This window comes from Streptomyces sp. NPDC007264 (assembly GCF_042869095.1).
In the GTDB taxonomy this organism is placed as follows: Bacteria; Actinomycetota; Actinomycetes; order Streptomycetales; family Streptomycetaceae; genus Streptomyces.
This window is the reverse complement of sequence record NZ_JBIAFD010000012.1, coordinates 106093-124953: the sequence shown is the minus strand read 5'-3', so window position 1 is coordinate 124953 and position 18861 is coordinate 106093. Positions and strand designations below refer to the sequence as shown.

21 protein-coding genes are annotated in these 18861 nt (G+C 72.1%); 8 read left to right on the top strand and 13 right to left on the bottom strand.

What is annotated here, in order from left to right; genetic code table 11:
• Positions 1 to 105: 105 nt before the first annotated feature.
• Positions 106 to 1065 carry an ROK family protein gene (locus tag ACFYMU_RS21770; RefSeq protein WP_388375485.1) on the bottom strand — a complete coding sequence of 320 codons (960 nt, stop codon included), beginning with the start codon at positions 1063 to 1065 and terminating at the stop codon, positions 106 to 108.
• 201 nt (positions 1066 to 1266) lie between these two features.
• On the opposite strand from ACFYMU_RS21770, the gene ACFYMU_RS21765 reads away from it, so the two are divergent.
• Positions 1267 to 2349: a LacI family DNA-binding transcriptional regulator gene (locus tag ACFYMU_RS21765; RefSeq protein WP_388375747.1), complete on the top strand. Its 1083-nt coding sequence runs from the start codon at positions 1267 to 1269 to the stop codon at positions 2347 to 2349.
• 151 nt (positions 2350 to 2500) lie between these two features.
• Here ACFYMU_RS21765 and ACFYMU_RS21760 read toward each other — a convergent pair whose 3' ends face one another.
• The 5 genes from ACFYMU_RS21760 to ACFYMU_RS21740 form a co-directional block, all read right to left on the bottom strand.
• Positions 2501 to 3805, bottom strand: a complete 1305-nt coding sequence (locus ACFYMU_RS21760) for a DUF6986 family protein (protein ID WP_388375744.1) — start codon at positions 3803 to 3805, stop codon at positions 2501 to 2503.
• Between the two features lie 176 nt (positions 3806 to 3981).
• The gene (locus ACFYMU_RS21755) at positions 3982 to 4944 is read right to left on the bottom strand and encodes an electron transfer flavoprotein subunit alpha/FixB family protein (protein WP_388375482.1); all 963 of its coding nucleotides are present in this window, start codon (positions 4942 to 4944) and stop codon (positions 3982 to 3984) included.
• A 54-nt stretch (positions 4945 to 4998) separates the two neighbouring features.
• Positions 4999 to 5784 carry an electron transfer flavoprotein subunit beta/FixA family protein gene (locus ACFYMU_RS21750; RefSeq protein ID WP_388375480.1) on the bottom strand — a complete coding sequence of 262 codons (786 nt, stop codon included), beginning with the start codon at positions 5782 to 5784 and terminating at the stop codon, positions 4999 to 5001.
• Positions 5785 to 5978: 194 nt separating this feature from the next.
• A complete protein-coding gene (locus ACFYMU_RS21745) occupies positions 5979 to 6488 on the bottom strand; it encodes a flavin reductase family protein (RefSeq protein WP_388375477.1) in 510 nt (169 codons plus the stop codon).
• Between the two features lie 222 nt (positions 6489 to 6710).
• The gene (locus ACFYMU_RS21740) at positions 6711 to 7154 is read right to left on the bottom strand and encodes a TlpA family protein disulfide reductase (protein WP_388375742.1); all 444 of its coding nucleotides are present in this window, start codon (positions 7152 to 7154) and stop codon (positions 6711 to 6713) included.
• Positions 7155 to 7448: 294 nt separating this feature from the next.
• Between ACFYMU_RS21740 and ACFYMU_RS21735 the strand changes: the two genes are divergently transcribed.
• On the top strand, positions 7449 to 8177 hold the full coding sequence (locus ACFYMU_RS21735) for a lysophospholipid acyltransferase family protein (protein ID WP_388375474.1): 729 nt from the start codon (positions 7449 to 7451) through the stop codon (positions 8175 to 8177).
• Between the two features lie 6 nt (positions 8178 to 8183).
• Here ACFYMU_RS21735 and ACFYMU_RS21730 read toward each other — a convergent pair whose 3' ends face one another.
• The 5 genes from ACFYMU_RS21730 to ACFYMU_RS21710 all read right to left on the bottom strand — a co-directional run bounded on the left by ACFYMU_RS21730 (position 8184) and on the right by ACFYMU_RS21710 (position 12822).
• A complete protein-coding gene (locus ACFYMU_RS21730) occupies positions 8184 to 8876 on the bottom strand; it encodes a B3/4 domain-containing protein (RefSeq protein WP_388375472.1) in 693 nt (230 codons plus the stop codon).
• Between the two features lie 8 nt (positions 8877 to 8884).
• Positions 8885 to 9475 (bottom strand): transglutaminase family protein, encoded by a 591-nt coding sequence (locus tag ACFYMU_RS21725; protein ID WP_388375469.1) that lies wholly within the window; start codon positions 9473 to 9475, stop codon positions 8885 to 8887.
• An 82-nt stretch (positions 9476 to 9557) separates the two neighbouring features.
• On the bottom strand, positions 9558 to 10628 hold the full coding sequence (locus tag ACFYMU_RS21720) for a threonine aldolase family protein (RefSeq protein WP_388375466.1): 1071 nt from the start codon (positions 10626 to 10628) through the stop codon (positions 9558 to 9560).
• A complete protein-coding gene (locus ACFYMU_RS21715) occupies positions 10625 to 11377 on the bottom strand; it encodes an SDR family NAD(P)-dependent oxidoreductase (protein ID WP_388375463.1) in 753 nt (250 codons plus the stop codon). The genes ACFYMU_RS21720 and ACFYMU_RS21715 overlap by 4 nt, the downstream gene beginning before the upstream one ends.
• A 47-nt stretch (positions 11378 to 11424) precedes the next feature.
• Entirely contained in the window at positions 11425 to 12822 is a 1398-nt protein-coding gene (locus ACFYMU_RS21710; RefSeq protein WP_388375460.1) for a DUF6421 family protein, read from the bottom strand.
• A 412-nt stretch (positions 12823 to 13234) separates the two neighbouring features.
• Between ACFYMU_RS21710 and ACFYMU_RS21705 the strand changes: the two genes are divergently transcribed.
• The gene (locus ACFYMU_RS21705) at positions 13235 to 13918 is read left to right on the top strand and encodes a glycerophosphodiester phosphodiesterase (RefSeq protein WP_388375457.1); all 684 of its coding nucleotides are present in this window, start codon (positions 13235 to 13237) and stop codon (positions 13916 to 13918) included.
• A gap of 49 nt (positions 13919 to 13967) precedes the next feature.
• On the opposite strand, the gene ACFYMU_RS21700 is transcribed toward ACFYMU_RS21705, so the two are convergent.
• Positions 13968 to 14525, bottom strand: coding sequence for a GNAT family N-acetyltransferase (locus tag ACFYMU_RS21700; protein WP_388375454.1), 558 nt, complete (start codon positions 14523 to 14525; stop codon positions 13968 to 13970).
• A 73-nt stretch (positions 14526 to 14598) separates the two neighbouring features.
• On the opposite strand from ACFYMU_RS21700, the gene ACFYMU_RS21695 reads away from it, so the two are divergent.
• The 5 genes from ACFYMU_RS21695 to ACFYMU_RS21675 all read left to right on the top strand — a co-directional run bounded on the left by ACFYMU_RS21695 (position 14599) and on the right by ACFYMU_RS21675 (position 18407).
• A complete protein-coding gene (locus tag ACFYMU_RS21695) occupies positions 14599 to 14991 on the top strand; it encodes a VOC family protein (protein WP_388375451.1) in 393 nt (130 codons plus the stop codon).
• A 295-nt stretch (positions 14992 to 15286) separates the two neighbouring features.
• Positions 15287 to 15829 carry a DUF5134 domain-containing protein gene (locus ACFYMU_RS21690; protein WP_388375449.1) on the top strand — a complete coding sequence of 181 codons (543 nt, stop codon included), beginning with the start codon at positions 15287 to 15289 and terminating at the stop codon, positions 15827 to 15829.
• 117 nt (positions 15830 to 15946) lie between these two features.
• On the top strand, positions 15947 to 16882 hold the full coding sequence (locus ACFYMU_RS21685) for a M56 family metallopeptidase (RefSeq protein ID WP_388375446.1): 936 nt from the start codon (positions 15947 to 15949) through the stop codon (positions 16880 to 16882).
• A gap of 83 nt (positions 16883 to 16965) precedes the next feature.
• The gene (locus ACFYMU_RS21680) at positions 16966 to 17676 is read left to right on the top strand and encodes a phosphatase PAP2 family protein (RefSeq protein WP_388375443.1); all 711 of its coding nucleotides are present in this window, start codon (positions 16966 to 16968) and stop codon (positions 17674 to 17676) included.
• Between the two features lie 32 nt (positions 17677 to 17708).
• On the top strand, positions 17709 to 18407 hold the full coding sequence (locus ACFYMU_RS21675) for an HAD family hydrolase (protein WP_388375440.1): 699 nt from the start codon (positions 17709 to 17711) through the stop codon (positions 18405 to 18407).
• Between the two features lie 45 nt (positions 18408 to 18452).
• Here the strand turns inward: ACFYMU_RS21675 and ACFYMU_RS21670 are convergent, their stop codons facing one another.
• Complete coding sequence (locus tag ACFYMU_RS21670) at positions 18453 to 18698, bottom strand: DUF2630 family protein (RefSeq protein ID WP_388375437.1); 246 nt, start codon at positions 18696 to 18698, stop codon at positions 18453 to 18455.
• Between the last annotated feature and the right edge of the window lie 163 nt (positions 18699 to 18861).

Genomic DNA, 18861 nt, shown 5'->3' with positions numbered 1-18861 from the left:
CGCCGCAGACGCGAGGCAGCGGCCCGCCACGCCGGACACGGCGCGCGGTCGCCGCCTCGGCGCACGCGCGGCGGGCCCTGCCTCCGACGGCCCGGCCGCCCCCCGTCAGGTCACGGCGTTCGCCGTCGGCGTGCTCTCCCGGCCGCGCAGGGCCGCCGCGGCCGCGCCCACCAGGCCCGCGTCCGTGCCCATCAGCGCGGGCGCCACGGTCAGGCGCCGCACGAAGGAGAGGGTGGCGTAGCCGGCCAGGGCCTTGCGCAGCGGCGCGAAGAGGATGTCGCCGGCCTTGCCCACTCCCCCGCCGACGACCGCGATGTCGATCTCGACGAGGGTCGCGGTCGCGGCGATGCCCGCGGCCAGGGCCTGGGCGGCCCGCTCGAAGGACGCCACGGCGACCGAGTCGCCCGCGCGGGCGGCGGCGGCCACCGCGGCCGCCGAGGTGTCGCCGTCGGGTCCCGGCTGCCAGCCGCCCTCCAGCGCGCGGCGCGCGATGTTGGGCCCGCTCGCGATGCGTTCCACGCAGCCGCGCGAACCGCACGGGCACGGGTCGCCGTCCAGATCGACGCTGATGTGCCCGATGTGGCCCGCGTTGCCGGTCGGACCGGGATGCAGCCGCCCGCCCAGGACCAGCCCGCCGCCCACGCCCGTGGAGACGACCATGCACAACGCGTTGTCGTGGCCCCGCGCGGCGCCCTGCCAGTGCTCGGCGGCCGTGATGGCCACTCCGTCGCCGATCAGCTCGACGGGCAGCCCACCCGCCGCCGCCCGTACCCGCTCGACCAGCGGATAGTCGCGCCAGCCCGGCACGTTGACCGGGCTCACCGTGCCCGTCGAGGCGTCCACCGGGCCCGCGCTGCCGATGCCCACGGCACGCGCCCTGCCCCAGAGGGAGGACCGGGTCAGCTCGCCCATCACGTCCTCCACGGTCCCCATCACGGTGTCGCCGTCCTCCTGCGCGGGCGTCGCGCGCTGCGCGCGCACCAGGATCCGGCCGTGGCCGTCCACCAGCGCTCCGGCGATCTTGGTGCCGCCGATGTCGAGCGCGGCCACGAGGTCGGTGTGCATCAGTGTCAGATCTCCCAATGCCGAGTAGTAGCGGTCCCGACGTCCGGCGGCGCCGCACGCGGGGTCCGAGCCTCCGACCGGGAAAAGACAGGGAGCGCCTCTGGGGGAAGGCGCAGGCCGGAGATTGCGGTGGACAGTCTCCCGTGCATCTGACAACGTTGTCCAGGCTCTATGCTCGACGCCACATCCTCATACAACTCCATGGACCGCCGCATCCCCGTGGACGACAGGACAGGACAGCGCATCGTGCCCCAGACCGGCCGCCGGCCCGAGAACCGCTACGGCAACCGTCCCACCATGAAGGACGTGGCAGCGCGCGCCGGTGTGGGGCTGAAAACGGTCTCGCGCGTGGTCAACGGCGAACCGGGCGTCACCCCGGACACCGAGCGCCGTGTCCAGGAGGCCATCGACGCGCTGGGCTTCCGCCGCAACGACAGCGCGCGGGTACTGCGCAAGGGCCGCACCGCGAGCATCGGCCTGGTCCTGGAGGACCTCGCGGACCCCTTCTACGGGCCGCTGAGCCGCGCGGTCGAGGAGGTGGCCCGAGCCCACGGCGCCCTGCTGATCAACGGTTCCAGCGCGGAGGACCCCGGCCGCGAGCAGGAGCTCGTGCTGGCGCTGTGCGCGCGGCGCGTGGACGGCCTGGTGATCATCCCGGCCGGCGACGACCACCGCTATCTGGCACCGGAGATCAAGGCGGGCGTCGCCACGGTGTTCGTGGACCGGCCCGCCGGCCGGATCGACGCCGACGTGGTGCTGTCCGACAGCTTCGGCGGTGCCCGCGACGGGGTCGCCCACCTCATCGCGCACGGCCACCGCCGTATCGGCTTCATCGGTGACATGCCGCGCATCCACACCGCTGCCGAGCGGCTGCGGGGCTACCGGACCGCCATGGAGGACGCCGGCATACCGGTCGAGGATTCCTGGATGTCGCTCGGCGTCACCGACCCGGAGCGGGTGCGGCGCGCCGCCGAGGAGATGCTCGCGGGCCCCTCCCCCGTCACCGCCGTCTTCGCGGGAAACAACCGGGTCACGGTCACCGTCGTGCGCGTCCTGGCCGAGCACGACCGTCCCGTTGCCCTCGTGGGCTTCGACGACTTCGAGCTGGCCGACCTGCTCAAGCCCGGCGTCACGGTCGTCGCCCAGGACGCCGCCGCCCTCGGCCGTACGGCAGCCGAGCGCCTCTTCCGCCAGCTCGACGGCGCGCTCATCGCCCCGGAGCGCATCGTGCTCCCGACACGGCTGATCACCCGCGGCTCGGGCGAACTGCCCCCGGCCGACTGACCACCGGCACGCCCACCGGCGCGCCCACCACCGTGCACGGCGATGGTGCCGGGACGGTCCCACCCGCGCGCCACGGCACGGGCCTGCCCGGCACGCCCGCCGCGGGAACGGCGCGTGGTCCGGCGGCGCGTGACGTCCCCTCAGGTGCACGTCATCGCGTCGACGCCGTTTCCTCGCCCCGCCCCCGCGCCGCCAGACGCTCGAGGCCGTCGCGGGTCAGGCCGGTGGCCTCGGCGACCTCGGCGGTGCCGAGCGCGCCGCAGTCCAGTCCGCGCAGCAGATGGCCGCCGAGTGCCCTGGCGGTCGCAGGCTCGTCCAGGACGTCGCCGCCGGCGCGGGCCGTGTAGCGGGCCAGGCGGGCCGCGGCCTGCTCGAAGCCCTCGCGGTGGAAGGCGAACACCGCCGCGTAGCGGGTCGGGAGGTGGCCGGGGTGCATGTCCCAGCCCTGGTGGTAGGCGCGGGCCAGGGCCCGTCGGGTGAGCCCGTAGTGCAGCCGCCACGCGTCGTGCACCTGCTCGGTGTCTCCGACCGGGAGGACGTTCGTGGAGCCGTCGCAGACGCGTACGCCGGTACCCGCGGCCGCGACCTGCATGACCGCCTTGGCGTGATCGGCGGCCGGGTGGTCACTGGCCTGATGGGCGGGGGACACACCGAGGCAGGCGCTGTAGTCGAACGTGCCGTAGTGCAGTCCGGTGGCGCGGCCCCGGGCGGCCTGGATCATGCGGGCGACGGTGGCGGTGCCGTCCGCCGCGAGGACGGCCTGGCTGGTCTCGATCTGGATCTCGAAGCGGATCCGTCCGGGCATGAGCCCGTGGGTCTTCTCGAACTCCTCCAGCAGTCTCACCATGGCGGTGATCTGTTCGGCGTACGTGACCTTGGGCAGGGTGAGCACGAGGCCGTCCGGGAGCCCACCGGCCTCCATCAGCCCGGTCAGGAAGACGTCCAGCGTGCGGATGCCCCGGTCGCGCACGGGCGCCTCCAGGCACTTCATGCGGATGCCCATGTACGGGGCGGCCGTGCCGTTCTCGTACGCCTCGGCGATCAGCCGGGCCGCGCGGGCCGCCGCCTGGTCCTCCTCGGCGTCGGGCCGCGGTCCGTAGCCGTCCTCGAAGTCGACGCGCAGGTCCTCGACGGGCTCGCGCTCCAGCTTGGCGCGGACGCGGTCGTGGACGGGCCCGGCCAGGTGGTCCGCCAGGCCGAGCACGGCGGCCAGGGCGGCGGCGTCCGGGGCGTGTCGGTCGAGGGCGGCGAGGGCCTGGTCGCCCCAGGAGCGGACGGTGCCGGCGGTGAAGGCGTCACCGGGCACATAGACCGTGTGGACGGGCTGGCGGGTCCCGGGATCACCGGGGTAGCGGCGCGCCAACTCGGCGTCGACGGGCGCGAGCGAGGCACTGATCTCCTCACTGACGGCGCCGGCGAGGCTCGTTGTCACGCGCTCCTGCCCGGCCCGACCCATCCCGCACCCGCTTTCCGTCACACGGAATCCGCAATCCGTCGAGCGAAGTTATCCAGGGGCTCGCCGCCGGTCAACACCCCCTTACGCACGTCACGTCTCCTCTTACGGCGAGAGGCCCCCGCGACCGTCACTAGAACTCAAGCACGGTCGCGGGGGCCTCTCGCACACGAAGCGGCTCAGCCCTTGCGGGCCTTGATCTCCTCGGTGAGCTGCGGGACGACGTCGAAGAGGTCACCGACGACGCCGTAGTCGACGAGGTCGAAGATCGGCGCCTCGGCGTCCTTGTTGACCGCCACGATCGTCTTGGACGTCTGCATGCCGGCCCGGTGCTGGATGGCGCCGGAGATGCCGTTGGCGATGTACAGCTGCGGCGAGACGGACTTGCCGGTCTGGCCGACCTGGTTGGTGTGCGGGTACCAACCCGCGTCCACGGCGGCACGGGACGCGCCCACCGCCGCGCCCAGGGAGTCGGCCAGCGCCTCGATGACGGCGAAGTTCTCCGCGCCGTTGACGCCGCGGCCGCCGGAGACGACGATCGCGGCCTCGGTCAGCTCCGGACGCCCGGTCGACTCCCGCGGGGTCCGCGCGGTGACCTTGGTGCCGGTCGCCTGGTCCGAGAAGGACACGGACAGCGCCTCGACGGCACCGGCGGCGGGAGCGGACTCCACCGGCGCCGAGTTCGGCTTCACGGTGATGACAGGGGTGCCCTTGGACACCCGGGACTTGGTGGTGAACGACGCGGCGAACGCCGACTGCGTGGCCACCGGCCCCTCGTCGCCGGCCTCCAGGTCGACGGCGTCGGTGATGATGCCCGAGCCGATGCGCAGCGCCAGGCGGGCGGCGATCTCCTTGCCCTCCGCGGAGGACGGCACCAGCACGGCGGCCGGGGAGACGGCCTCGAAGGCGGCCTGCAGCGCGTCCACCTTGGGCACGACCAGGTAGTCGGCATACTCGGCGGCCTCGTGGGTGAGGACCTTCACCGCGCCGTGCTCGGCGAGCGTGGACGCGGTGTTCCCGGCGCCCGCGCCCAGAGCCAGCGCGACCGGCTCACCGATACGACGGGCCAGGGTCAGCAGCTCCAGAGTGGGCTTGCGGACGGCACCGTCCACGTGGTCGACATAGACGAGAACTTCAGCCATGGGATGGATCTCCTTGCGGATGACGAATCTGAGGAACGGTCAGGCCGATGAGCCCTAGATGAACTTCTGGCTCGCGAGGAACTCAGCGAGCTGCCTGCCGCCCTCGCCCTCGTCCTTGACGATCGTGCCCGCGGAACGCGCCGGCCGCTGAGCCGCGGACTCCACCACGCTCCAGGCACCCTCGAGACCGACCTCCTCCGCCTCCAGACCGAGGTCGGACAGATCCCAGGACTCGACCGGCTTCTTCTTCGCCGCCATGATGCCCTTGAAGGACGGATACCGCGCCTCACCCGACTGGTCGGTCACCGACACCACCGCCGGAAGCCGCGCCTCCAGCCGCTCGGAGGCCGCATCACCGTCACGACGGCCCCTGACCACACCGTCCTCGACCAGCACCTCCGACAGCAGCGTCACCTGCGGCACACCCAGACGCTCCGCCAGCAACGCCGGCACCACACCCATCGTGCCGTCCGTCGACGCCATGCCGGAGACCACCAGGTCGTAACCGGCCTTCTCGATCGCCTTGGCCAGCACCAGCGAGGTACCGATCGCGTCCGTCCCGTGCAGGTCCTCGTCCTCCACATGGACCGCCTTGTCCGCACCCATCGACAACGCCTTGCGCAGCGCGTCCCTGGCATCCTCCGGACCCACCGTCAAAACAGTGACCTCGGCGTCGTCGGCACTCTCCGCGATCCGCAGCGCCTGCTCGACCGCATACTCGTCCAGCTCGGAGAGCAGCCCGTCCACATCGTCACGATCGACGGTCAGGTCATCGGCGAAATGCCGGTCGCCCGTGGCGTCGGGCACATACTTCACAGTGACAACGATCCTCAAGCTCACGCCGGCTCTCCTACTGCATCGTCATTTCTGGGCTGCCTTCTTCCAGGCAGCATAGGCGCCCGGAGCGGCTGATCCCGGTCGGGGCGACCCCGCGCTCCGAACGAAATATTACTCGCCAGTACACCCATTGGATGCCCGCTAAGCAAGCGCTTTGAACTGTGACCTTGGCAACGCTCAGTAACCGACCGGTAGGTTCAGTCGCGAAGGCCGCTGAAACGCCCCTGGTGATAGAGGAGCGGCCGCCCCGACCCCGACGGATCACCGACGACGACCTCCGCGATGACGACGCGGTGGTCTCCCGCGGGCACCCGGGTCACCACGCGGCAGACGAGCCAGGCGAGCACGTCGTCCAGCAGTGGGACGCCCTCGGGGCCCTCCCGCCAGCCGGTGGGCGCCGCGAAGCGGTCCGCGCCGCTGCGCGCGAAGGTGCCGGCCAGGGCTTCCTGGTGCTCACCGAGCACATGCACCCCGATGTGGTCGGCCTCGGAGACGGCCGGCCAGCAGGAGGAACGCGTGCCTATGCCGAAGGAGACGAGCGGGGGCTCGGCGGAGACCGAGGTGAGGGAGGTCGCGGTGAAGCCGACCGGGCCCGTGCCGCCCTGGGCGGTGATCACGGCGACTCCGGCCGCGTGCCGCCGGAAGGCGGAGCGCAAGAGGTCCGGGGAAGCGAGCCGGGGGGTACCGAGGCCGGGAATGGCCGTCATGGAGTTGTCCTTCTGCGAGAGGTGACCTGGTGGTCCCCCACTCGGGCCGGGCCGAGGGCGGGGGCGGATCCGGGGTGGTTCAGCGAGCCGGACAACACGCACTCGCGGTGCGGGCCAGATCCACGTGGACACGCTCGAAGAGAAGGAGTTCCGGGGGCATACGGTCACACTGACGATAGGTGGTGCGTGCAGTCAAGCGCGTTCCGGCATCTGGGAGATGCGTCACCCGTCGCCGGGGCGGTGCGGCCTTGGGCCGGGTGAGGGTCGGACGGCCTCGCCGAGGGCGGCGATCACGTCGGCTTTGCGGGGCTGTCCGGTCGCGCGCCGCACGATCCGTCCGTCCGCGTCCAGGACGAGCACGGTCGGAGTCCTCAGGACGTCGAGTACGCGGACGAGTTCGAGCCGCTGCTCGGCGTCGATCTCCACATGGGTGACGCCGGGCACCATGGCGGCCACCTCGGCGAGAACCCGTCGCGTGGCCCGGCAGGGGGCGCAGAAGACACTGGAGAACTGGACCAGGGTCGCCCGTTCGCCGAGCCGCCGGCCCAACTCGGGTGCACCGAGCCGCCTTCCGTCGTCCCGCCCGCGCACTCCCACGCTCCGTCCTCTCCGCCCTCTCCGCTCCGCCGCCGAAGCGGTACTCCCTTTCGGCGTCGGCTGCTCCAGCGTCGTGCGGCCCCCGGGAATTCCCGGCCCCGTACGCCCGCCCGCCGCGCAACGCCCGACGGGTGGGCCGGGCCGGCGCGTACGGCGGGTCGCGGGACGCGCACGGCCGGGGCCGTGGACAATCCGGACGTGGGCCTCGCGGCCGACGTGACGAGTATCTCGCCGTTCACCTGTACCAGGACTGGCCCACCCGTCCGTTCATGGGGCACGATCGGCGGGATGCCGTAACCTACGGCTGCGTAACTTCCCGCCGGGAGTCCCTTCCCAGGCAGAGAGAAGGGGTCTGTCCCGTCCATGGCTGAGCTCGTCTACCGCCCCGTCATCGGTCTCGCCCTCACGATGTTCAAGGTGTGGGACCTGAAGATCGACTGTAAGGGCTCGGAGAACATCCCGCGCTCGGGTGGTGCGGTCCTGGTGAGCAACCACATCAGTTATCTGGACTTCATCTTCGACGGCCTGGCGGCCCTCCCGCAGAAGCGTCTGGTGCGCTTCATGGCCAAGGAGTCCGTCTTCCGGCACAAGATCTCCGGTCCCCTGATGCGCGCCATGAAGCACATCCCGGTGGACCGCAACCAGGGCGAGGCGGCGTACGCCCACGCGCTGGACTCGCTGAAGTCGGGCGAGATCGTCGGGGTCTTCCCCGAGGCGACCATCTCGCAGTCCTTCACCCTCAAGAGCTTCAAGTCCGGAGCCGTGCGCCTGGCCCAGGAGGCGGGCGTCCCGCTGGTTCCGATGGCCCTGTGGGGCACGCAGCGGCTGTGGACGAAGGGGCACCCGCGCAACTTCCGGCGCAGCCACACCCCGGTCACGATCCGGGTCGGCGAGGCCATGGAGGCACCGCGCGACAGCTACGCGGGTGCACTCACCCGCCAGTTGCGCGGGCGCGTCCAGGAGTTGCTGGAGGCCGCGCAGCGCGCCTACCCCGTACGCCCCAAGGGGCCGGACGACACCTGGTGGATGCCGGCCCATCTCGGCGGCACGGCTCCGACCCCGGAGCAGCTGCGCGCGCCCGAGGCGGGCTGAGGCGGGTCAGGCCGGCTCGCGAACGGCGATCCGGGCCCCGGGGCTGAACCTCTCCAGCAGGTCGGCCAGTTCGGCGGCGGCCTTCTCCACGTCGGCGACCGGCATCGGGGCCAGGCTCTCCAGCAGGAAGACCGCCGAGGTGGTCTCCTCGGTGAGCCGGGTGCGGGGGCCCTGGCGCCAGTTCCAGCGGCGGCAGGTCACGCCGGCGCCGTCGCACCAGACCACCTCGCCGGCCTCGGGGCGCTCGACGCTCTCCTCGCCCGCCGCGACGGTCCCGAAGTCCTCCTCGCCCGTGGCCCGCACCAGCCGCATGCCGCCCCGAATGCGGTGGAGGTCCTCGCCGCCGACCGGGACGAGATGGGCGACGCTGATCGCGTTGTAGACGTCGACGAGCACGTTGATCCGGGGCAGACCGCTGTCCGACAGGGCCCTCTTGGCGAGCGCCTCGGCGGAGTTGCGGGTACGGGACGGCTTGGCGCCGAAGGCGGTGTACACCGCGCGCCAGGCCGCCATGTGCGGATCCTCGTGCGGGGCGCGCCCGTCCAGACGCCCGGCGAGCCGGCGGGCGGCGTCGTCGAGCAGAGCAGAGGTGGCCTCGGTGCTGGGGCCGTTGACAAGCCCGTCCGCCTCGATCGCGACATGCGTGAAGCCGGGTGCGAGGGCGCGCACCTCGTCGGACACGGTCAGGGTGAGAGTCATCGTCTGCCTCAGAGTGCGGTGGGGAGCGTCTTCCAGAGGGAAGGCCGGTCGGGAGCGGCCCTGAGGACGTTCACCACGACCGGGTGAGGTTCAGCGTACAGCACTGGATAGTCCACCTCGTTGAACTTTTCGTCGGGGGTCCAGGCCAGCCGTTCACCGTCGAGGGAGAACCGGGCCTCGACGCCGGGCTTGTTGCCCCGCGGGTCCTGGCGGTGCCAGGCACCGCGGAACCGCACGGCGACCAGACCGTGCACGGCATGGCCGCCCCCGTCGAGCCGGAGCCGCTGGTAGCACAGCGCCGTCGGGATGTCCTCGGCCCGCAGGAGGGCCGTCAGCGCGTGCGCCTTGGCGTAGCAGATGCCGGTGCGCCGCTCCAGGACGTCGGAGGCGCGCCAGGTGACCCGCGGGTCGCCGCTGTCGTCGGAGTGCGGAATCTCGTCGCGCACGAACTCGTAGGCGGCTTGCGCATAGGCATACGAGTCGGCCACCTGTTTCGCGAGCCGCGCGGCCGTCGCACGCACCAGCCGGTGCCGGTGGTCGATGACGTCGTCAGCAGCCAAATAAGCAGACAGATCGGGGGTTTGCTGGACCATCTCCATGACCAAGAGCATAGGAATGCAGCCGACCGACAGTCAATGACTTTTCGATCAGCCGCATATCTATGCATCCCGGGAGAGGGAGCTACCCCGCCATCTCCTCCTTGAGCGCCGCCACGAACCGGTCCACGTCGTCCTCCGTCGTGTCGAAGGCGCACATCCAGCGGACCTCGCCCGCGGCCTCGTTCCAGAAGTAGAACCGGAAGCGCTTCTGAAGGCGCTCGCTCACCTCGTGCGGCAGGCGCGCGAAGACGGCGTTGGCCTGCACCGGATAGAGGATCTCCACCCCGTGCACGGCCCGGACGCCCTCGGCGAGGCGCTGGGCCATCTCGTTGGCGTGGCGCGCGTTGCGCAGCCACAGGTCCTTGGCGAGCAACGCCTCCAGCTGCACCGACACGAAGCGCATCTTGGAGGCCAGCTGCATGGACATCTTGCGCAGGTGCTTCATGCGGCGCACGGCGTCCTGGTTGATGACGACGACCGCCTCCCCGAAGATCGCGCCGTTCTTGGTCCCCCCGAAGGAGAGGATGTCGACGCCGACCGCGTTGGTGAAGGTCCGCATCGGGACGTCCAGTGAGGCGGCGGCGTTGGCCATCCGGGAGCCGTCCAGGTGCACCTTCATGCCGCGGGCATGGGCGTGCTCGCAGATCGCGCGGATCTCCCCTGGCGTGTAGAGGGTGCCGAGCTCCGTGCTCTGGGCGATCGAGACGACCTGCGGCATGGCCCGGTGCTCGTCGTCAAACCCCCACGCCTGCCGGTCGATCAGCTCCGGGGTGAGCTTGCCGTCGGGCGTGGGCACGGTGAGCAGCTTGAGCCCGCCCATGCGCTCGGGGGCGCCGCCCTCGTCCACGTTGATGTGCGCGCTCTCCGCGCAGATCACCGCGCCCCAGCGGTCGGTGACCGCCTGGAGCGCGACGACGTTCGCACCGGTTCCGTTGAAGACCGGGAACGCCTCCGCCGTCGCGCCGAAGTGACCACGGACGATCTGCTGGAGGCTGTCCGTGTAGACGTCCTCGCCGTAGGCCACCTGGTGCCCGCCGTTGGCCAGAGCCAGCGCGGCGAGCACCTCCGGGTGGGCGCCCGCGTAGTTGTCGCTGGCGAAACCCCGGGCCTGGGGGTCGTGACGGCGACGGGCGTCGGTCTTGGGAGGGTTCACGGCTTCTCGGTCAGCCACAGACGGTTTCCGTTCACTTCGGAGGCGGACTTCTCCCAGACGCCGGCGATGGCCTCGGCCAGGTCCGTGACGTCGGTGAAGCCGGCGAACTGCGCGTGCGGGCGCTCGGCCCGCATCGCGTCGTGCACCAGCGCCTTCACCACCAGAACGGTGGCCGCGGAGGTCAGGCCGCCCTCGCCCGCGGTCTTGCGGAAGCCGTCGGCCATGGCCAGGGTCCACGCCTCGGCCGCGGCCTTCGCCGCGGCGTACGCCGCGTTCCCGGCGGTCGGCCGGGACGCGCCGGCGGCGCTGATCAGGATGTAGCGGCCGTGGTCGCTGCGCTGCAGCGCGTCGAAGAAGGCCAGCGAGGTGTGCTGCACGGTGCGGATGAGCAGCCTCTCCAGCAGGTCCCAGTCGGACAGCCCGGTGTGCGTGAACGTGGAGCTGCCGCGCCAGCCCCCGACGAGGTGGACCACCCCGTCCACCCGGCCGAACTCCTTCTCGATGTGGTCCGCCCAGTCGCGGGTGGACTGCAGGTCGAGCAGGTCGACCTTCTCCCCCACGACGGTGGCCCCGCCATGCGCGTAGCGCGCCGCGTCGACGGCCTCCGCCAGCCGCTCGGCGTTGTTGTCGGACCCGACGACGACGGCTCCCGCCTCGGCGAGCCGCAGCAGTGCCGCCCGGCCGGCGGGTCCGCCCGCGCCGGCCACCGCGATCACGGAGCCGCTCAGCGCCCCGTTTCCGTTCCCCATGCTCTTCGCCTCCTGGGCAGCATCACCGTCGCTCGTGCGCAGGGCGCTCACGCGGCGGCCCGCTCGGCGGCCTCCGCGGTGATGCCCTTCGTCGAGGCAATCACGTTCTTGAGCTTCTTGGCGAGCGCCTCATAGAACATGCTGAGCGGAAACTCGTCCGGAAGCACGTCGTCCACGAGCTTGCGCGGCGGCTGCGTCAGGTCCAGGGCGTCCGCGCCCCTGGCCCAGCGGGACGCCGGGTGCGGCGAGAGGTAGGTGGAGACGAATTCGTACGCCTTGAGCCAGTGCACCAGCTTGGGGCGGTCGATGCCCTCGCGGTACAGCGTCTCGATCTCGCCGCACAGCTGGTTGGTGGCCTGCGGGGCCCGCTGCCAGTCGATCGAGAGCTTGTTGTCGGTCCACCGGACGACGTCGTGCCGGTGCAGGTACGCGAAGAGCAGCTGTCCGCCGAGGCCGTCGTAGTTGCGGACCCGCTCGCCGGTGACCGGGAAGCGGAACATGCGGTCGAAGAGCACCGCGTACTGCACGTCACGCCCCTGCGGGAAGCCGTCGGCCGCCAGTCGCACGGCCTCCTTGAACGCGGTGAGGTCACAGCGCAGCTCCTCGAGGCCGTACATCCAGAACGGCTGGCGCTGCTTGATCATGAACGGGTCGAACGGCAGGTCGCCGTGACTGTGGGCGCGGTCGTGGATCATGTCCCACAGGACGAATGCCTGCTGGCAGCGCTCCTGGTCGTGGACCATGTCCGCGATGTCGCTCGGCAGGTCGAGCCCGAGGGTGTCGACGGCGGCCGCGGTGACCCTGCGGAAGCGCGCGGCCTCGCGGTCGCAGAAGATCGCGCCCCAGGTGAAGCTCTCGGGCGTCTCGCGCACGGCGACGGTCTCGGGGAAGAGGACGGCCGAGTTGGTGTCGTAGCCCCCGGTGAAGTCCTCGAAGGTGATGCCGCAGAACAGCGGGTTGTCGTAGCGGGTGGCCTCCAGCTCGGCGAGCCACTCGGGCCAGACCATGCGCAGGACGACCGCCTCGAGGTTGCGGTCGGGATTGCCGTTCTGCGTGTACATCGGGAAGACGACCAGGTGCTGGAGGCCGTCCCGGCGGATCGCGGCGGGCTGGAAGGCCATCAGCGAGTCCAGGAAGTCCGGCACCCCGAAGCCCTCCTCGGCCCAGCGGTGCAGGTCCCTCACGAGCGCCTCGTGGTACGCGGCGTCGTGCGGCAGCAGGGGGGAGAGCTCCTCCACGGCCTCCGCCACACGGCGCACCGCGGACTCGGCGGCCGCGCGATCAGGTGCGCCCTCGGCGTGGAAGTCGATCGAGCCGTCCTTGGCCTGCCACGGCCGGATCTGATCGACGGCGTCCTTGAGCACGGGCCAAGCCGGATGATCCACCACCCTGCTCAGCGGAGGAACCCGCTCCCCCGAACCCACCTGCACAAGAATTTCCGTCATAACCCATCCTCCACGGGAGAACCTCGCGTAAGGACACCGTAAGCACAGAGTGTTTCCCCCAGCAAGGGGGTGGTCAGCAAATATTCCTGCGCACCCCCACCTTCACCGCTCTTTTTCCTGCCCCATGCTCGGTGTTCGAAACGTCGACTCTCACCCGGCCGCCGATGCGTACGCGCGTGCGGGCGAGAGCCCGGCACCCGCGAGCCAGGGGTCAACACCCGCGCGACGCGCCCACCGGGAGGTGACGCGCACCCGGCCCCGAGGGGCGGATTCGCGCCGTGCCGCACACCCATTGCCTCGCGTAGGAGCGGGTTCAGCGCGCACCCGGGCCACTAGGCTGCGGCCGTGCCGCGCGGGTACGGGAGCGCCACGCGCGACAGCCGAGCCGCCGTCGACGGAAGCGAGTTGAACCTTGAACTTCCTCACCATCGGTCACCGCGGAGTCATGGGTGTCGAGCCCGAGAACACCCTCAGGTCCTTCGTCGCCGCCGAGCGCGCGGGCCTCGACGTCATCGAGCTGGATCTGCATCTGAGCAAGGACCGCGCCCTCGTGATCATGCACGACGCCGAGGTGGACCGGACGACCGACGGCACCGGACCCATCTCTGAGAAGACCCTCGCCGAGCTGCGCGCGCTCGACGCGGGACGCGGCGAGCGGGTCCCCGTCCTCGAGGAGGTCCTGGACGCGGTGAAGGCCCCGCTCCAGGCGGAGATCAAGGACGTGGCCGCGGCGCGCGCGCTGGCCGACGTCATGGGCCGCAGGGACCTGGTCGGCAGGGTCGAGGTGTCGTCGTTCCACGACGCGGCGCTCGCCGAGATCGCCCGCCTGGTACCGGGCGTGCGCACCGCGCTGATCGCCGGCCGCTACGGCACCGACGTCGTGGAGCGAGCGGTGGACGCCGGAGCCACCACCGTCTGCCTCGACATCCGCCGGCTCACCCTCGAGGTCGTGGAGCACGCGCGCAAGGCGGAGCTGAGGGTCTTCGGCTGGGTCGTGAACACCCAGAAGCACCTGCGGCTCGTGCGCGCGCTCGAGCTGGACGGCGCGACCACCGACTATCCGGAGATCAAGCGCACCGGCCGCTTCACCGCGTGACCGCCGGGGGACCGCCCCCGGCGGACGCCGTCCGCGCGCCGCGCGTGCCTCAGCCCAGCGACTTGACCAGCAGCTCGAACTGCAGGTCCGCGCGCTGCGGGATACCGAAGCGCTCGTCGCCGTACGGGAAGGGGCTCATCCTCCCCGTACGGCGGTAGCCGCGCCGCTCGTACCAGGCGATGAGATCGTCCCGGAGGGAGATCACCGTCATCCGCATCTCCGTCACGCCCCAGGTGTCGCGGGCCGTCCGCTCCGCCTCGGCGATGATCATCTTGCCGAGGCCCGCGCCCTGGAGCGTGGGGCTGACCGTGAACATCCCGAAGTAGGCGTGGTCGCCGCGGTGTTCCAGCTGACAGCAGGCGATGACCGCTCCGTCGCGCTCGACGGTGAGCAGCCGGCTGTGCGGCGCCTCGATGACCTCCAGCACGCCCTCGCGATCGGTGCGCTGCCCCTCGAGGAGGTCCGCCTCGGTGGTCCAGCCGGCCCGGCTCGAGTCGCCCCGGTAGGCCGACTCGATCAGTGCGACCAGCACGTCGGCGTCCGCCTCGGTCGCGTCGCGGAAGGTCAGTCCGTGCGTGCTGGCGGGGGCGGCGGCAAGGCTGTCCATGGGGTGCATCTCCGTCTTCCGTGGCGCGAGTCGGGCATCTGCGAGGGTAACCGCCCCACTAATCTGCGCTTGTATGGTCCACGTATTGAGCAGCCGCACCCTCCTGCGTCCCACCGACCCGGAACGCTCGCGCGCCTTCTACGGCGGAAAACTGGGGCTCGCCGTCTACCGGGAGTTCGGCACGGGTCCCGAGCGCGGGGTCGTGTACTTCCTCGGCGGCGGCTTCCTGGAGGTGTCGGGGCACGGTGACGCCCCGCCGTCGCCCGCGCTCAAGCTCTGGCTCCAGGTGCCGGACGCGACGGCCGCGCACGAGGAACTGTCGGGCAACGGGGTCGACATCCTGCGGCCGCCCGTCAGGGAGCCGTGGGGCCTGATCGAGATGTGGATCAGGGACCCGGACGGCACGCAGATCGTGCTGGTGGAGGTCCCCACCGACCATCCCCTGCGCTACCGCCCGGGCATCTGAGCCGCCGAGCCGGCCCTCCCACCGGACGAGCAGGCCGCCGAAGCCGGCGAGGGGCAGGGGGCGCACGCGGAGGGCCGGAGGCGGGGTCGCTCTGCCCACCGCGGGGATATCGTCAGGTGCTTTACCCATAAATATCTCCGTTCGGAGCGCCGCCCCAGTTCACGGCGGCGATGCTCCCCCGTGTACCGCCGCGTACCTCCGTGCGCTCGCTTGCGCGCCGTCGATGAGGGGTATGTCGCCCTTACAGCCGTTTAGGACTGTTCAGGTCTGTCGAGCGGGGGAGGTGGACGGGACGGTGCACGGACCGGCATCGCCCGGCTGGCTGCTCGTCGCCCTGTGCGCGGCGACCGGCGCCTACTGCCTGCTGCGCCTGCGCAGCAGCGTCGAGGAACAGCGCAGGACCGCGGGCGGCGAGGCAGTGATGGGTTTCGGGATGGCGCTGATGGCCGTGCCCGCGACGGTCGCGGCTCCGCCCCGCTGGGCCTGGATGGCCTATGCGGCGGTCTTCGGCGCCGCGGCGTTGCGGTCGCTGTGGGCGGCGCGCACCGGGGCCCACCATCTGCACCACCTGATGGGCGCTCTGGCGATGGCCTACATGGCGGCGGTGATGGCCGCCTCTCCCGGACACCACGGGCACGCGGGGGTCCCGCCCCTCACCGGGGTGCTCCTGCTGTACTTCACGGGGTATGTGCTGTGGTCGGGGGTGCGGCTGGTGCCGGTGACCGCGGTGGCCACCGCGGGCGCGCGCTCCGTCGGCTGGGGCGACCGGCCCGAACTCGCACGCGTGTGCCGCCTGTCCATGGCCATCGGAATGCTGGCGATGCTGCTCGCACTGTGAGGCGGCGCCGCAGGAGACGCCCCGGCGCCGGCCCGGGGTGTACAAAACCGTGGCGTGCGTCACATTGCCTCGCCGTTACGTATCCCGGGGCACCGCACGACTCATAGGCTTTGAGTCATGATGGTCCCCGCGGCACTGCTGCTGCTCGGCGCCCTGACCGCCGTGCTCGCTCCGCGGCTGCTCGCCCGGGCACGCTGGCTGGACCGCGAACCTGTGGTCGCCCTGTGGGTGTGGCAGTGCGTGGTGGCGGCCGTCCTGGTGTCCTGCGCCCTCTCGATGACGTTGAGCGCGGCCGCCGCCTGGGCCGCCGTCCGTGGCCATGTGTTCGCACCCGCACCGCACTCCGTCGTGGACGCCTACGCGCTCGACACCGGGAGCCCGTGGGCCGCGGCGACCGCCGTGGCGCTCGCCTGCGGCGGGGCCTGGAGCGTGACGATGCTGGTCCGGGAGGTGGCCCGGGCCCGGGCGCGCCGCCGGAACAGCCGGGCCGCACTGCTCGTGCGCGCCCCGCTGCTGCCGGGTGAAAAGCCCGACGGCGACCGGCTGGTGGTCCTGGAGGGAGAGCGACCGGACGCCTGGTGGCTGCCCGGTGCCACACCCCGGCTGGTCATCACGACGGCCGCGCTGCGCCGGCTCAAGGGCAGGCAGTTGGACGCGGTGCTCGCCCACGAGCAGGGTCACGCGCGGGCCCGTCACCACTGGCTGCTGCACGTCTCGGCCGCACTGGCCGCCGGTTTTCCGCAGGTGCCGGTCTTCGCGGCGTTCCGCGACGAGATGCACCGCCTGGTGGAGCTCGCCGCCGACGACATGGCGTCGCGCCGCCACGGCCGGCTCACGACCGCTCTCGCGCTGGTCGGGCTGAACGAGGACCGCGGCGTGTTCGGCCCCTGCCCCACTCCGGAGGCCCACGTACCGGAGCGCGTCCACCGCCTCCTCACTCCCCCGGACCGGCTTCCCGCGGTGCATCGGCTGCGGCTGACGGCGACCGCGGCGCTGGTGCCGGTGGTCCCGGTGCTCGTGACATTCGTGCCGGGGCTGCGCGCACTGGGGTAGCGGAAGGGCGCCGACCGCCCTCGCGGGGGCCGGGGGCCGCACCGGGCTGGCCCCGGGTCCCGCGCGTCGGCAAGGATCAGGGCATGCACCTCGCTCCCGTGGAGTCACCGACCCGCCGGCCGAGCCCGCGGGCCCCGGCGCTCGCGGCCGCCGCCCTGGCCGTGCCGTCGATGGCGCTCCTGGTACTGGTCGCGGTCTCCTGGCACCCGCTCATGGCGCTGGACGGCCGAATCGCGCGCGCCGCACACCGCCGGGCGGTGGCCGAGCCCGGGCTCACCCACACCTTCCGCGTCCTCACGGACTGGGTGTGGGACCCGGTGACCATGCGGGTGCTGGCCGCGGCCGCCGTCGTCTGGCTGCTGTGGCGGTACCGGGCGCGGGTGCTCGCCCTCTGGGTGGTGGCCACCGTCGCGCTGGGGGCGTTGGCACAGCAGTCCCTCAAGGCCGCCGTCGGCCGACGGCGCCCCGTCTGGCCGGACCCCGTCGACTCGGCGCACAACGCGGCCTTCCCCTCCGGCCACGCCATGACGGCGACGGTGGTGTGCGGCCTGCTGCTCTGGCTCCTTCGCCGGTACGGCGCAGGGCGCGTGCTGTGGCGCACCGCGCTCGCCGTCGCCGTGGTCTCCGTCGTCGGCGTCGGTCTGACCCGTGTCTGGCTCGGGGTGCACTGGCCGTCGGACGTGGTGGGCGGCTGGCTGTTCGGCGCCCTGCTGGTCGCGCTCGCGACGATGTCGTACGAGCGGTGGCGGGGTTCCGAGGAGCGGCCGGTGGTCCGGCGGGAAGGGCGTTCTTGACCCGTCCGCGCACCTCACGAAGGATCGGGGCCATGGCGATCAAAGGCGTGCTCTTCGACTTCTCCGGGACCCTCTTCCGCATCGAGTCGAGCGAATCGTGGCTGCGTGCGGTGCTGGCGGAGAACGGGATCGCCCTGCCCGAACCCGAGCTGGTCCGCGTGGCGGAGCAGTTGGAGGCGGCGGGCGCACTCGCCGGCGGTGCCCTCCCCGCGGGGCGACTGCCGGACGACCTCGCCGCGCTGTGGGCGATCCGGGACCGTACCGCCGAGGCGCACCGGGCCGCGTACACCGGTCTCTCGCGCCAGGTACGGCTGCCCGACCCGGGACTCCACGACGCCCTCTACGACCGCCATATGACACCCGCCGCCTGGCAGCCCTACCCCGACGCCGCCGAGGTGCTCGGCGCCCTGCGCGAGCGCGGCGTGGCCGTGGGGGTGGTCAGCAACATCGGGTGGGACCTGCGCCCGGTCTTCCGGGAACACGGCATCGACCCGTACGTCGGCTCCTACGTCCTGTCGTACGAACACGGGATCCAGAAGCCCGACACGCGGCTGTTCGCCGTGGCCTGCGAGGCGCTCGGGATCGATCCGCGGGACACCCTGATGGTCGGCGACGACCGCCGCGCCGACGGCGGGGCGGCGGACCTGGGCTGCGCCGTGCACTTCGTCGACCACCGCCCGGTGACCGAGCGTCCGGACGGACTGCGTCCCGTCCTGGACCTGCTCGGCTGAACCGGCCGGCCGGGCTCCCGGCCCTCGGGGACCTCGGCCGGTCCGTCAGCCCTCGTAGTTCTCGACCTGGGACGACGGGCGGACCCGGGCGTCGTTGGGGTTCCCGCCGAACTCGGTCTTGGCGCGCCGCTGGCGCAGCAGGTCCCAGCACTGGTCCAGAGCGCGTTCCAGCCGCGCGAGCCGTTCCTGCTCCGTCTCGCTGTCGATCCGGCCGGCCGAGAGCGCGTCGCGCAAGGCGTGCTCCTCGTCCACCATCGCCGTGATCCTCGCCAGGATCTCGTCTTGATCCATGGGGTCAGCCTCCTCCCGACTCGTGCCCACTCTAGGAACGGTCCGGCGGCTCTGCGACACCTGCGGCGGGTCCCTGCCCGCCGGGCCCGCGGCCATGGCTCGCTGCCCGGGCCGCACGGCCGATGCGCCGGCTCGCGCCGGGGCAGTCGTCTGCCCTGGACCA